This is a genomic window from Methylobacterium sp. 391_Methyba4 (assembly GCF_029691625.1).
Taxonomy (GTDB): Bacteria; Pseudomonadota; Alphaproteobacteria; order Rhizobiales; family Beijerinckiaceae; genus Methylobacterium; species Methylobacterium fujisawaense.
Window position 1 is genome coordinate 3,480,926 of the sequence record NZ_CP121475.1, and the last position, 13,241, is coordinate 3,494,166.

The 13,241-nt window shown below is 67.6% G+C and carries 12 protein-coding genes; 8 read left to right on the plus strand and 4 right to left on the minus strand.

Going from position 1 to position 13,241, the window contains the following annotated elements; all coding sequences use genetic code 11:
* The first annotated feature begins 103 nt into the window (after positions 1 to 103).
* The 7 genes from P9K36_RS16330 to P9K36_RS16360 all read left to right on the plus strand — a co-directional run bounded on the left by P9K36_RS16330 (position 104) and on the right by P9K36_RS16360 (position 7,349).
* Positions 104 to 2,737: a TIGR02302 family protein gene (locus tag P9K36_RS16330; protein WP_278305517.1), complete on the plus strand. Its 2,634-nt coding sequence runs from the start codon at positions 104 to 106 to the stop codon at positions 2,735 to 2,737.
* A 66-nt stretch (positions 2,738 to 2,803) separates the two neighbouring features.
* A complete protein-coding gene (locus tag P9K36_RS16335) occupies positions 2,804 to 2,989 on the plus strand; it encodes a twin transmembrane helix small protein (RefSeq protein WP_053609901.1) in 186 nt (61 codons plus the stop codon).
* A gap of 193 nt (positions 2,990 to 3,182) precedes the next feature.
* The gene (locus P9K36_RS16340; RefSeq protein WP_244447782.1) at positions 3,183 to 3,758 is read left to right on the plus strand and encodes an acyloxyacyl hydrolase; all 576 of its coding nucleotides are present in this window, start codon (positions 3,183 to 3,185) and stop codon (positions 3,756 to 3,758) included.
* Between the two features lie 13 nt (positions 3,759 to 3,771).
* Positions 3,772 to 4,344 carry a cob(I)yrinic acid a,c-diamide adenosyltransferase gene (locus P9K36_RS16345; RefSeq protein WP_274927076.1) on the plus strand — a complete coding sequence of 191 codons (573 nt, stop codon included), beginning with the start codon at positions 3,772 to 3,774 and terminating at the stop codon, positions 4,342 to 4,344.
* Between the two features lie 169 nt (positions 4,345 to 4,513).
* Entirely contained in the window at positions 4,514 to 5,263 is a 750-nt protein-coding gene (locus P9K36_RS16350) for an electron transfer flavoprotein subunit beta/FixA family protein (protein ID WP_278307290.1), read from the plus strand.
* A gap of 67 nt (positions 5,264 to 5,330) precedes the next feature.
* Positions 5,331 to 6,284, plus strand: a complete 954-nt coding sequence (locus P9K36_RS16355; RefSeq protein ID WP_043351329.1) for an FAD-binding protein — start codon at positions 5,331 to 5,333, stop codon at positions 6,282 to 6,284.
* A gap of 183 nt (positions 6,285 to 6,467) precedes the next feature.
* Positions 6,468 to 7,349, plus strand: a complete 882-nt coding sequence (locus tag P9K36_RS16360; protein ID WP_278305518.1) for a 3-hydroxybutyryl-CoA dehydrogenase — start codon at positions 6,468 to 6,470, stop codon at positions 7,347 to 7,349.
* 45 nt (positions 7,350 to 7,394) lie between these two features.
* On the opposite strand, the gene P9K36_RS16365 is transcribed toward P9K36_RS16360, so the two are convergent.
* The 4 genes from P9K36_RS16365 to upp all read right to left on the minus strand — a co-directional run bounded on the left by P9K36_RS16365 (position 7,395) and on the right by upp (position 11,016).
* Positions 7,395 to 7,700, minus strand: coding sequence for a hypothetical protein (locus P9K36_RS16365; RefSeq protein WP_043351325.1), 306 nt, complete (start codon positions 7,698 to 7,700; stop codon positions 7,395 to 7,397).
* Positions 7,701 to 7,815: 115 nt separating this feature from the next.
* Positions 7,816 to 8,829, minus strand: coding sequence for an NAD(P)H-quinone oxidoreductase (locus P9K36_RS16370; protein WP_278305519.1), 1,014 nt, complete (start codon positions 8,827 to 8,829; stop codon positions 7,816 to 7,818).
* A gap of 132 nt (positions 8,830 to 8,961) precedes the next feature.
* Positions 8,962 to 10,203 carry an ABC transporter substrate-binding protein gene (locus P9K36_RS16375; protein WP_278305520.1) on the minus strand — a complete coding sequence of 414 codons (1,242 nt, stop codon included), beginning with the start codon at positions 10,201 to 10,203 and terminating at the stop codon, positions 8,962 to 8,964.
* Positions 10,204 to 10,380: 177 nt separating this feature from the next.
* Positions 10,381 to 11,016 (minus strand): uracil phosphoribosyltransferase, encoded by a 636-nt coding sequence (gene upp, locus P9K36_RS16380; RefSeq protein WP_043351319.1) that lies wholly within the window; start codon positions 11,014 to 11,016, stop codon positions 10,381 to 10,383.
* A 522-nt stretch (positions 11,017 to 11,538) separates the two neighbouring features.
* On the opposite strand from upp, the gene P9K36_RS16385 reads away from it, so the two are divergent.
* Positions 11,539 to 13,230: a methyl-accepting chemotaxis protein gene (locus P9K36_RS16385; RefSeq protein WP_278305521.1), complete on the plus strand. Its 1,692-nt coding sequence runs from the start codon at positions 11,539 to 11,541 to the stop codon at positions 13,228 to 13,230.
* Positions 13,231 to 13,241 lie beyond the last annotated feature (11 nt).

A 13,241-nucleotide genomic window follows, 5' to 3' on the forward strand; every position in this document is an offset into this window, starting at 1 on the left:
GACCCGCCGACCCGCGCGGCCCACCATGCTACCGTCTTCTGATGGGAGCCCGGTTCGCGTGGTTCCTGGGGCCACTCCTGCGGCGTGAGGCGGAACGGTCGGCGTGATCGGCACCGAGAACAAGACCAGCGCGGACGGCCCGACAACGGTCTCCGCACGGCTCGACCGGCTGGTGGCTCGCGCCCGGGCGGCAGCCCTCTGGGAGCAAGCCTGGCCTGTCCTTTGGCGGGGGATCGGGGTCGGACTGATCTTCCTCATGCTGTCCTGGTCGGGGCTGTGGCTCGATCTCACGCCGATCTGGCGCCAGATCGGTCTGGGCATCCTGGGACTCCTCCTCGTCGTCGCGCTCGTACCGCTGATCCATATCGCCCGGCCCGATCGGCGCGTCGCCCTGGCACGGCTCGATCGCGAGGCGGCGGCCCGCGATCCGGCCCTGCGTCACGGACCGGCCTCCGCAGCGCAGGACAGCCTCGCCGTGGGTGCCGCCGATCCGGGAAGCCGGACGCTCTGGGAGCTCCATCAACGGCGGGCCGCGCAGGCGGTCTCGGCCCTGCGGGTCGGTTTGCCGAGGCCCGGCATGGTCCGGCACGATCCGTTCGCCCTTCGCGCCGGCCTCGTGGTCGCCGCCATCGCCAGCCTGTTCGTCGCCGGGCCCGAGTGGCGTCAGCGCCTTGGCGCGGCGTTCGACTGGCAGGAGCCTGCGGCGCAAAGCCCCAATTTCCGCGTGGACGGCTGGATCGACCCGCCGCTCTACACGCGGCTTCCGCCCCTCCTGATCGCCATGGACGGAAGCGATCAGCGCCTGCGCGCGCCCGTCAACGCGCAGCTGATCGTGCGGATCGCCGGTCAGGGTAAGGCCGCGTCCGAGACGACGCTGACACCCAATGCCGGCCTGGTCCCCGTCCCGGGCCAGGAGGCGCGCCCCGACCTGCGCGAGGAGCGCTATCGCATCGTTGGCGGCGCCGAACTGACGATCGTGACTCCCGCAGGCCGGCAACGCCTCACCGTGGACGCGATCCCCGACCGGCCGCCGGAGGTGACGGCCGTCGGCGGTCCCGAAGTGAACGGCCGCGGTACCTTCAACCTGACCTACCGCGCGAAGGACGATTACGGGCTCAGTTCGGCGGAGGCCGTGATCGAGCCGCTGAAATCGGCCCGTGCTCTGGTCCCGGTTCCCCACATCAATCTGGCATTGCCCGGGGACGCCAACGGCGAGTCCGACACCAAGACCCTGGTCGACCTCACCGACAGCCCATGGTCCGGGGCGCGGGTCCGCTATCGCATCGTCGTCAAGGACGAGGCCGGTCAGGAAGGCCGGACGCCGGATGCCGAGATCGTCCTGCCGGCGCGCCCGTTCCGCGAGCCGCTGGCGCGGGCGCTCGCTGAGGAACGACGCCGCCTCGTGACGGCACCCGATACGGACCGCCGGTGGGTTCAGGGGGCCCTGGACGCCCTCCTGGTCGCGCCCGACACGTACACGCCGCAGCCTGCCATCTTCCTGGGCCTGCGGACGGCCACCGAGCGGCTGCGCCGCGCCCGGACGGACGCCGATCTCATCGCGGTGGCCGATCTCCTGTGGGAGATGGCCCTGAAGATCGAGGACGGTGACCTTTCGGATGCCGAGAAGCAGCTCCGCCAAGCCCAGGATCGCTTGAAGGAGGCGATGGAGCGCAACGCGCCCGACGACGAAATCAAGCGCCTGACCCAGGATCTGAAGCAGGCGCTCGACAAGTTCCTGTCGGAGATGGCGCAGAAGCAGGGCCGCGAGCCTCGCGAGCAGAGCGATCGCGGGCAGAACAATGCTCAGTCGAAGACCGTCACGCCCGAGGATCTCGATAAGATGATCCAGGACATGGCGGAGGCGATGAAGCGCGGCGACACCGCCGAGGCACAGCGCCTGATGGAACAGCTGCGCAACATCCTGGAGAACCTGCAGACGGCCGAACGCGGAAGCCGGTCGGATCAGGCGTCCCGCGAGATGCAGAAGCAGATGCGCGATCTCGACGCCATGTCCCGCGAGCAGCAGGGCCTGCGCGACGAGACCTTCAAGGACGGCGAAGAGCCGCGCGGCGGCCAGCGCCAGCAGAACCGCGGTCAGCCGCAGCAAGGCCAGCGCGGACAGCAGGGCCAGAGACAGCCGGGTCAGCAAGGCCAAGGACAACAGGGCCAGGGACAGCAGGGTCAAGGACAGCAGGGCCAGGGGCAGCAGGGCCAGGGGCAGCAGCAGGGCCAGAAGGGCGATGTCGGAGAGCGGCAGCAGGCGCTTCGGCAGCGGCTGGAGGATCTCCAGCAGCGCATGAAGGAGAACGGCATGCGTGGCGAGCAAGGTCTCGCCGATGCCGAGGAAGCCATGCGCGAGGCCGAGAACGCCCTGAAGGACGGCGATTCGAGCGGGGCGGTCGACGCGCAGGGGCGCGCCCTCGACGGCCTGAAGCGCGGCGCCGACGGCATGGCGCAGCAGATGCAGGACATGGCCGAGGGCCAGGGCGAAGGCCAGCAGGACGGCGGTCAGCAGCCGGGGCAGCAGGGCCAGGCCGGGGCACGGGACGACGATCCCCTCGGACGTCCGACGCGCGGCCGCGATATGAGCGACGGACGTGTCCGCGTGCCGACAGCCGATGAATCAGCGGTCCAGCGCGCCCGGCGCATCATGGAAGAGCTTCGGCGCAAACTCGGCGACCCGACCCGCCCCCGCGAGGAACTCGATTATTTCGAGCGCCTGCTCCGCCGCAACTGAGCGTCCGCACCCTCACGACGCGCCGAGCCGGATCACGGCTCCGGCCCCACCCGGATCCCCACCCGCATGTCGTCGAATACCCTCGTCCTGATCGCCTGCCTTGCCGTCGCCGCCGTCCTGCTCCTGGGCTTGGCAAACATGATGCGCGGCGGCAGCGCCAGTCTCTCGCAGAGGCTGATGCGCCTGCGCGTGCTCCTGCAATTCGTCGCGATCGTGATCATCATGGGCGTCGTCTGGTGGCGCTCGGCCTGAATTACGCCGGGACGGGTGTGACCGCGCCGCCGCACCGAACACCTTTCCGCCCGGTAACGGATGAATTGGCCGCCGCATATCGCGGGCCTCTGCTACGCTTGGTAGAAGCAAATCGCTGCGCCTAACCGGCCGAGCCCGCATGACTGCCCCTTCCCGCCTCTGTCTGTTCGGCATCCTGACCGGGGCGGCGATCATGCCGGCTTCGGCCGCGGACGCGCCACCGCCGCCGCCTGCCGCCTACTTGGCCCCCGTCCAGCCGCTCAGCATCGTGTCCGAGATCCGGATCGGCGGCGCGGTGCAGGACCCGGGCAGCGCAGAAGGCAAGCTCCCCGGGTTCAGCAAGGCAAACGTCAACGGCGAGATCCTCTTCGCCAAGCCGATCCTCAGCGCCGATCCGTTCTGGCAGGCTTTCGTGCCGCGGCCGACCGTCGGCGGCAGCTACAACACCGGCGGCCGGACCAGCTACGCCTATCTCGGCGCGACCTGGACCCTCGAAGTCTTTCCCGAGACCTTCAACCGCCGCGTCTTCCTCGACGGGTTCTTCGGCGGCGTGGCCCATAACGGCTGGACCGGCCCGAAGGCGGAGACGCCCTACGGCTTCAACACGCTCGGGTGCTCACCCATGTTCCGCGAGGCGGCGGCTCTCGGCTTCCGTATCACGGAACATTGGAGCATCATGGCGACGATCGAGCACATGTCGAATGCCGGGCTCTGCGCGAATAATCGCGGCCTGACGAATTACGGCGGCAAGATCGGCTACACGTTCTGAGGCATCAAACCCTTTGGTCAAGCTCAACCGCATCTACACGAGGACCGGCGACAAGGGCACGACCGCCCTGGCGGACGGACAGCGTCGCTCGAAGGCGGATCTGCGGGTCGAGACCTACGGGACCGTCGACGAGACCAATGCCTGCATCGGACTGGCGCGCCTGCACACGCAGGGGCCGCTCGACCAGATGCTCGGGGCGATCCAGAACGACCTGTTCGACCTCGGGGCCGACCTCGCGACGCCGCCGAGCCCGGAGCCCCTCCCCTACGAGCCGCTGCGGATCGTCGCGAGCCAGGTCGAGCGGCTGGAGCGCGACATCGACGGCCTGAACGAGGCGATCCCACCGCTGAAATCCTTCGTGCTTCCCGGTGGATCGCCGGCCGCGGCGGCCCTGCACCTCGCCCGCACCGTCTGCCGCCGCGCCGAGCGCCTGGCGGTCAGCCTCGCCGCCCGGGAGGACGAGTCGGTGTCGCCGGAGGCGCTGCGCTACCTCAACCGCCTCTCCGACTTCCTGTTCGTGGCGAGCCGGGCCGCCAATGCCGACGGCGCCGACGACGTGCTCTGGGTGCCCGGCGCCAATCGTTGAGCCCGGGCCGAGGGGTTTTCGCCGGGCCGCCACGGCGCCGCGTTGACAAGGCGGAAATGTGGCCGTTACGGTCCGCGCGCCTTGCGTGCCCCCGCCACGCTGCGCCTTGCGCGCCGTGGAAGTGGCCTGCACGACGACAAGAATCCTCCGGGGAAGGATCGTGACCGCCATGAAGGTGCTGGTGCCCGTCAAGCGGGTTGTTGACTACAACGTCAAGATACGCGTGAAGGCCGACGGCTCCGGGGTCGAGCTCGCCAACGTGAAGATGTCGATGAATCCCTTCGACGAGATCGCCGTCGAGGAGGCGATCCGGCTCAAGGAGAAGGGCACGGTCACCGAGATCGTGGCGGTGTCGATCGGCCCGCAGCAGGCGCAGGAGACGCTGCGCACCGCGCTGGCCATGGGCGCCGACCGTGCGATCCTGGTCAAGACGGACGTGACCTGCGAACCGCTGGCGGTGGCGAAGCTTCTGAAGGCCGTCGTCGAGAAGGAGAGCCCGCAGCTCGTCATCCTCGGCAAGCAGGCGATCGACGACGACTCGAACCAGACCGGGCAGATGCTCGGTGCGCTGCTCGGCTGGCCGCAGGGCACCTTCGCGTACAAGATCGAGCCGGGCGAGGGCAGCCTCGACGTGACCCGCGAGGTCGACGGCGGCCTGCAGACCGTCAGCCTCAGGCTGCCGGCCATCGTGACGACGGATCTGCGCCTCAACGAGCCGCGCTACGCGTCGCTGCCGAACATCATGAAGGCGAAGAAGAAGCCGCTGGAGGAGCTGACGCCCGACGCGCTCGGCGTCGACGTGACGCCGCGGCTCGCGGTGCTGAAGACCGCCGAGCCGCCGGGCCGCTCGGCCGGCGTCAAGGTCGGCTCCGCGGCCGAGCTGGTGCAGAAGCTCAAGGTCGAAGCCGGCGTCATCTGATCCGCAGGCGGGGCTCCCGAGCCACGGTCGAGCCCCGCGCCACAACCCTCAAGGGCACCAGCAGACCATGACGACACTCCTTTTCGTCGAGCACGGCAACGGTCAGATCAAGGACGGGACGCTGAAGGCGCTCTCGGCCGCCAAGGAGATCGGCGCCCCGATCCACGCTCTGGTCCTGGGTTCGGGATCGCAGGCCGTGGCCGCGGCGGCGGCCAAGCTCGACGGCGTCGAGAAGGTCCTGAACGCCGAGGACGGCGTCTACGACCACGATCTCGCCGAGCCGGTCGCGGCGCTGATCGCGTCGATTGCCGAGCCCTACGACACGATCATCGCCTCGGCTTCGACGACCGGCAAGAACGTGCTGCCCCGGGTGGCGGCCCTGCTCGACGTCGCGCAGGTCTCCGACATCATCAAGGTGGTTGCGCCCGACACGTTCGATCGGCCGATCTATGCCGGGAACGCGATCCAGACCGTTCAGGCGCCGGCGGGCAAGAAGGTGATCACCGTGCGGACGGCCGCCTTCAAGGCTGCGGCGGAGGGTGGCGCGGCCGCCCCGGTCGAGGCCGTGTCGGCAGGCGCGCCCGAGGCCGGCGGCTCGACCTTCAAGGGCGAGGAGATCGCCAAGTCGGATCGCCCGGAGCTGGCCTCGGCGCGGATCATCGTGTCCGGCGGCCGCTCGCTCGGCTCGTCCGAGAAGTTCCACGAGCTGATCGAGCCGCTGGCCGACTCGCTCGGAGCCGCCGTCGGCGCCTCTCGGGCCGCCGTCGATGCGGGCTACGCGCCGAACGACTGGCAGGTGGGGCAGACCGGCAAGGTCGTGGCGCCGGACCTCTATGTCGCGGTGGGCATCTCGGGGGCGATCCAGCACCTCGCCGGCATGAAGGACTCGAAGGTCATCGTCGCCATCAACAAGGATGAGGACGCACCGATCTTCCAAGTGGCCGATTACGGGCTCGTGGGCGATCTCTTTCAGGTCGTGCCGGAGCTGCAATCCGAGATCGGCAAAGCCAAGGGTCAATAACGGAACGGAATCTGGCAACCCGCGAGTATTGTCGCCGAAGGCGGATTCGCGGGTTCCTTCCGGATCGAAGATTGGTCTAGAACGCTGCGACGGCGAGACTTCGCGCGGTGCCGTCGCGCTCGTGCCCTCGGTCGAACCGGGCGGCCGTGTATCGGCATCCGCATTGGGGGCACAGGTCGGCACATGCATATGGAGATCAAGCGGGTCGGCATCATCGGCGCAGGCCAGATGGGAAGCGGCATCGCGCAGGTCTGCGCCACCGCCGGCCTTGACGTCCTGCTGAACGATCGCGATCCCGCCCGGCTCGAGAATGGTCTGACGGTCATCGAGGGCAGCCTGGGCCGCCTCGTTTCGAAAGGCACGCTGTCGGAGGACGACAGCGCTCAGGTTCGGTCGCGGATCGTATCCGCCCGGGACTTCGCCGCCCTCGAGCCGTGCGACCTCGTGATCGAAGCCGCGACCGAGAACGAGGCCACGAAGCGCGAGATCTTCAGCAGCCTATGCGGATCGCTGCGTCCGGAGACGTTCGTTGCGACGAACACGTCGTCGATCTCCATAACCCGGCTGGCGGCGGCGACGGACCGGCCGGAGAAGTTCATCGGCATCCACTTCATGAATCCGGTGCCGGTGATGCAGCTCGTCGAGCTGATCCGGGGCATCGCCACCGAGGATACGACCTACGAATCCGCCAAGGCGTTCATCGCCAAGCTCGGCAAGACTTCGACGATGTCGGAGGATTTCCCGGCCTTCATCGTCAACCGCATCCTGCTGCCGATGATCAACGAGGCGATCTACACGCTCTATGAGGGTGTCGGATCGGTCGAATCGATCGACACGGCCATGAGGCTGGGCGCAAACCATCCGATGGGCCCGCTTCAGCTCGCGGACTTCATCGGCCTCGACACCTGCCTGTCGGTCATGCAGGTGCTCTACGAAGGCTTGGCGGATTCGAAATACCGCCCGTGCCCTCTGCTCGTGAAGTATGTCGAGGCCGGCTGGCTCGGCCGTAAGGCCAAACGCGGGTTCTACGATTACCGCGGGCCGACGCCGATCCCGACCCGCTGAGCCGTCAGGCCGCGGGACGGCTGGAGAAGCCGTCCCGGGTCGGTGTTATTTCGGCGCGTTGCCGTTAGCCCCCGGCTGCGCGGGCTGCGGATAGGACGGGTTACCGCCCGGCACGCCCGTGCTGTTGGTCGGCGACGCGGCGCCCGACTGCCCGTTCACCGAACCCGTCACCTCCTTGCGGGACGCGTCCTGGCTCTGGCTGGCGTAATCCTTCGGCGAATTGGCGCCGTTCCACGTGAGGAGACCCACGGTGGCGATCGCCAGCAGAACGAGGCTCCCCACCAGGACCCAGAGCATCGGTTTGCCGCGCTCGCCCTGACGGCTCTCGTTGGGATTCAATCTCTCGACCATCTGCAGGACCTTCCTCGGCGGGACGCCACACGCCGAAACGGGCGCTGTGCGACACGATCTCGTTACCGGCCGCCAACGCGGGGCCGCCGAGGCAGGTTCCTGCCGGATCGCGGTGTCACCGCCCGGTCGTCAGAAGGATCTTGCCGAGATGCGCGCTCGACTCCATGAGTTCGTGCGCCTCCCGCGCCTGCTCCAGCGGGAACGTGGCATGGGTGACGGAGCGGATGCGCCCGGCATCGAGCTCGGGCCAGATATCCCGGCGCAGCCCCTCGGCGATCGCTGCCTTGTCGGCCTTCCCGCGCGGCCGGAGCGTCGAGCCGGTAAAGGTCAGGCGGTTGCGCATGATCGGCGTGATGTTCAGGCCATCGACCTTGTAGCCGCCCATCAGGGCGATCATCACGAGCCGGCCGTCCGGAGCCAGCGACTTCAGGTTCCGGGCCAGATAGCTCGCACCGATCATATCGAGGATCACGTCGACGCCACGTCCGTCGGTGAGGCGCTTCACCTCCTCGGCGAAGTCCGCCTCCTTGTAGTTGATCGCGGCATCCGCCCCCAGATCTTCGCAAAACCGGCACTTCTCGGCCGAGCCCGCCGTGGCGAAGACCCGCGCGCCGACATGCTTGGCGATCTGGATCGCCGTGGCACCGATGCCGCTCGATCCGCCATGCACGAGGAAGCTCTCGCCGGGCGCGAGCCGTCCGCGCTGGACGACGTTCGAATAGACCGTGAAGAAGGTCTCCGGCAGGCCGCCGGCATCGACGAGCGAGACCACCTTCGGACGCGGCAGACAATGGGCCGCCTCGGCCACCGCATACTCCGCATAGCCGCCGCTGATCACCAGGGCGCAGACCTCATCGCCGAGCGACAGACCCGTGACCTCGCTCCCGATCGCGACCACACGACCGGCGACTTCGAGGCCGGGAATCTCGGTGGCGCCGGGCGGCGGCGGATAGACCCCCGCGCGCTGCGCGACATCGGGGCGGTTCACGCCGGCCGCCACCACTTCGATCAGGACCTGTCCGGGTCCCGCATGCGGCACGGGGGCGGTCTCGACGCTGATCACCTCCGGGCCCCCGGAACCCGCGAAGCGGATCTGACGCATGGTCCCGGGCAGGTCGGTGCTGGCCATCAACGATAATCCTTTGCGCGCACGTGATCTCAGCCGCGCTCACGCCGACGCGGTACGGCTCTACTTGCGGCAACGGGCGCGCTTGGCAAGCCGAAGGCGCCGCACGCATCCGTTGCCGGTCCGAACGGCAAGCTAGCGGGCGGCCGCCTTGACCGCCGCCGGCAAGACGATCGCGCCCTGCGCCAGGCTCTTCGGCCAGACCGCGACCTGCTTGCCGTCCTGCCACTGCGCCATCAGTCCGGTGACGAAGCCGGGACCGTATTTGATCGAGTGCGTGAACGGGTCGTCCTTGCCGTAGAACTGCGTCCGCCCCACGGTGCCGACCCAGTCGGTCTTCTCCAGGGCCTCGACGAGCTTGTCGGCCTCGGTCGAGCCGGCGCGCTTCACCGCATCCGCCGCGTAGTAGACCTGATCGTAGGCCATGTAGCCTGCGTAGGACGGATCGCTGCCGAAGCGCTTCTTGAACGCGTCGCTGAAGGCGAGCGACTTGTCGGTGATCGCCGCGCCCGGCACCGCGATGCTCTGGAAGATCACGCCCTGCGTGGCGCCGTTGGTGTTCGCCCAGAAGGTCGAGGAGGTCGCCTGCGAGTTCATCCCCGTCATGGCGAGGGGAACCTGCTGGTTCTGCCACTGCACGGTCGGCTGCACGCCGACATGCGAGATGCCGGTGACGATCAGGTCGGGCTTGGCCGCCTCGATCTTGTTGTAGATCGGCGTGAAGTCCCCCGTGTCCGGCGAGAAGCGGATATGGTCGACGACCTTCACACCGATCTCGGGCAGGCACTTCTCGTAACCGACATCGAGGGGACGGGTCCAAGCCGCGTCCTCGCTCATGATCGCGGCCGTCTTCACCTTCATCAGATCGATCAGCATGTCTTTCGTGGAATCGCAGATCGACTGCGCCAGGGCCGCCGAGGTGAGGTACCCGTGGAAGGTGTACTTGTTGCGCGCGTAGTCCTTGTGGACCGCGAGGCTGATCTCGTTGGAGGCGGCACCGGGCGTGATCATCGGCGTCTTGAGCCGCGCCGCCCAGGGCATCAGTGCCAGCACCACCTCGGAGATGTAGCTGGCGATGACGAGGTTGACCTTGTCCTCGGAGACCGCCCGCTGGAAGGCCCGGACCGCGTCGGAGGCGGAGGACTTGTCGTCGTAACTGACGATCTGGATCTGGCGCCCGTCGATCCCGCCGTTGGCGTTGATCTCGTCGGCGGCGAGCTGGACGGCCTGCGGGATCGAGGCGCCGACGACCGACTGCGCCTCGGCGATGACCCCGATCCGGATCGGGTCGGCGGCGCGTGCCTGCGTCGACCCCAGCACTCCGGCCACTGCGAGCAGGGCCAGGACACGACTCGAAACGCTGCGTTCCATCGGCATGGGCTTCCTCCTGCGGCCCGTGCGGCTTTTAGCGCCGCATCGGATCCGAGGCAGGATTGTGCTCTATTCAGGCGCGTGAATACAATGTGCAGATACGGAAAGCCGTGACAGATGATCCGTCTGCCGCGCGCACATCTGAAATCGCGATCCGACCGCGACGACGGCTGAGTTTGGATCCTACCGGGTGCCGTACATCCGGTCGCCGGCATCGCCGAGGCCGGGGACGATATAGCCATGGTCGTTCAGATGGCTGTCGATCGCCGCGGTCCAGACCGGCACGTCGGGATGGGCGGCCTGGAACTTGGCGAGGCCCTCCGGAGCCGCCAGCAGGCAGACGAAGCGCAGATCGGAGGCACCACGCGCCTTGAGCCGGTCGAGGGCCGCGATGGCCGAATTGGCCGTCGCCAACATCGGATCGAGGACCAGAACGGTCCTGTCGGCGAGATCGGACGGCGCCTTGAAGTAGTATTCGACCGCCTCCAGCGTCTCGGGATCCCGGTACAGCCCGATATGGGCGACGCGGGCCGACGGAACCAGCGACAGCATACCATCGAGGAAGCCGACCCCGGCCCGCAGGATCGGCGCCAGGACCAGCTTCTTGCCCTGGATCTGCCGCCCCTCCATCGGCTGGAGCGGCGTCTCGATCGTCACCGGTTCCAGCGGCAGGTCGCGCGTCACCTCGTAGGCGAGGAGCATGCCGATTTCGTTCAGGATCTGACGGAAGCCCTTGGTCGAGCGGTTCTTGTCACGAAGATGCGTCAGCTTGTGTTGCACAAGCGGGTGATCGACCACGGTGACCCGACCCGTCGGCATTCGCCCCCCCTCCAATAGTAAGGGAGGATCAATGCCGGAGCTCGCGCCGAGGCGCAACTCGACGCTGCGGCCCGGCGACGGCCCATGTGTCGAGGACGCTCGGAGGCACTGCGGAGCGCGCGGCGCAAAGACAAGTTCGGCGCGGGCGACCGGTCGCCGCGGCGATCGGAACACTCAGGCGAGCCGCGGAATGCCTATCCAACGAGTGCCGGGTTGAAAGCCGCGGATCATGGGGCTTAAAAATCGCGGCCGCCGGCCCTCATAACAGATCTTTTATCATGGTCATTCATTTTTATATCAATACGTCAGCGGATTGTAATCCACTCTATAATAGTAAAATAGCTACATTTACAATACATGCGACAATAGTAAAATAATATCTTGTGCCATATTGCGGAGTTTTGTTTCAGATTGCACGCCATCGCCGTGACTTGCTCAGATTCATTAAAGCTCTAAATCGGATCACGAGCATCCTTGCTTCCGATGCGACCCTTCGATCCTCCGATCCGATCGGCCCCGTTTATGCGTCTGACCACGTCAATCACAGCAATGCTTGGAATCCTCTTCGGAGGGCTCGCATTAATATCGGCGGCTCAGGGTGGCCTGTCCCTGCATCAGCTCAGCGACATCGGTGAAGCGGCGACGACCCTTGCTAAAAACTGGATCCCCTCGCTTGAGAAAGTGGGCGCCATCGAGATGGCGGCATCCGAGGTGCGCATCAAGCAATACCGCCTCATCCTGCTGTCGGACACGCCTCAGCATCGGATGACCAACGCGGCCAACCTCGCGGAGACGCACGCCCAGTTGTTGCGAGCCCGTCGCGCCTACGAGCCCCTGATCAGCACGGCTGAGGAACGGAAGCTCTACGATGCCTTCACGGCCTCATGGAGCCGATTCGAGCAAGCGGATCACGAGGCGCTTCGCTTGCTCGAATCGGGCCAGGAACGGGAGGCCCGCGCCCTCCTGGTGAACCCCGACGTCGTCGGAATGTACGATACCGCCCGTGCGGCCCTCGCGCGTCTGGTGGCCCATGACGAGGAGGCCGCGGCCCGGAACGCCGATACCGCGATAGCCAGGGTCAACACTGCGTCGGTGGCCGCATATGTAGGAATCGCCCTTGCCCTTGTGTCGGCTCTGGGCGCGGCGATCTTCGGCCTGCGTCATGTTTCGCGCCCGATCGCCGCGATGACGGGTGCGATGACCAAATTGGCCGAGGGCGACGCTCGCGCGGACATCCCGTTCAAGCACCGGCGCGACGAGATCGGCGCCATGGCGGCGGCGGTCCAAGTGTTCAAGGACAATCTGCTCCGCACCCATCAGCTCGAGGCCGAAGCGGAGGCAGCGCGACAGCATGCGGAGGCCCAGCGCAGGCTCGGGATGCGCCAGCTTGCCGATCGCTTCGCGGAGACCGTCGGTGGAATCATCGCGGAGGTCTCGGCCTCGGCCATCGGGCTGCAGACCACGGCCCGGTCGATGACGGCCACTGCGGCGGTGACCGCCGAGCAATCCACGACGGTCGCTGCGGCGGCCGAGCAGGCGGCGAGCAACGTCAGCACCGTCGCGGCGGCCGCCGAGGAACTCGGCACCTCCGTGCAGGAGATCGGCCGGCAGGTCGATGGCTCGGCCAACTTGGCGCGGGGTGCCGTGGACGAGGCGGATCAGACCGGTGCGCTTGTCCAGAAGTTGAGCGAGGCCGTGTCGCGGATCGGCGACATCGTCGGTTTGATCTCGACCATCGCCGGCCAAACGAACCTTCTGGCGTTGAACGCCACGATCGAGGCGGCTCGGGCGGGTGTCGCCGGACGCGGCTTCGCAGTCGTCGCCACGGAGGTCAAGGCACTGGCCGAGCAGACCGCCCGCGCCACGGAGGAGATTTCGAGTCAGATCACGCGGGTGCAGGCTTCGACGGGGGAGGCCGTATCGGCCATCGGCGCCATCACGGCGCGGATCCGCGAGATCAACGGAGTCGCGACCTCGATCGCCGCCGCGGTGGAGGAGCAGGGCGCCGCCACCCACGAGATCGTTCGCAACGTCGGCCAAGCCGCGGCCGGCACGAGCGAGGTGACCAGCAACATCGTCAGCGTCGCCGATGCAGCCGAAAAGACCGGCGCGGCGGCCGGTCAGGTTCTGGTCGAAGCGTCGCGGCTCTCGGAGCGATCCGAGCACCTGAACGCCGAGGTGGCACGGTTCCTGGAAACCGTCCGCGCGGCCTGAATCGTCGGATA

Coding starts and splice junctions, on each gene's coding strand:
- P9K36_RS16335 (WP_053609901.1), top strand. CDS start 2,804: ATGTCGTCGAATACCCTCGTCCTGATCGCCTGCCTTGCCGTCGCCGCC.
- P9K36_RS16340 (WP_244447782.1), top strand. CDS start 3,183: ATGCCGGCTTCGGCCGCGGACGCGCCACCGCCGCCGCCTGCCGCCTAC.
- P9K36_RS16350 (WP_278307290.1), top strand. CDS start 4,514: ATGAAGGTGCTGGTGCCCGTCAAGCGGGTTGTTGACTACAACGTCAAG.
- P9K36_RS16355 (WP_043351329.1), top strand. CDS start 5,331: ATGACGACACTCCTTTTCGTCGAGCACGGCAACGGTCAGATCAAGGAC.
- P9K36_RS16360 (WP_278305518.1), top strand. CDS start 6,468: ATGCATATGGAGATCAAGCGGGTCGGCATCATCGGCGCAGGCCAGATG.
- P9K36_RS16365 (WP_043351325.1), bottom strand. CDS start 7,700: ATGGTCGAGAGATTGAATCCCAACGAGAGCCGTCAGGGCGAGCGCGGC.
- P9K36_RS16370 (WP_278305519.1), bottom strand. CDS start 8,829: ATGGCCAGCACCGACCTGCCCGGGACCATGCGTCAGATCCGCTTCGCG.
- P9K36_RS16375 (WP_278305520.1), bottom strand. CDS start 10,203: ATGCCGATGGAACGCAGCGTTTCGAGTCGTGTCCTGGCCCTGCTCGCA.
- upp (WP_043351319.1), bottom strand. CDS start 11,016: ATGCCGACGGGTCGGGTCACCGTGGTCGATCACCCGCTTGTGCAACAC.
- P9K36_RS16385 (WP_278305521.1), top strand. CDS start 11,539: ATGCGTCTGACCACGTCAATCACAGCAATGCTTGGAATCCTCTTCGGA.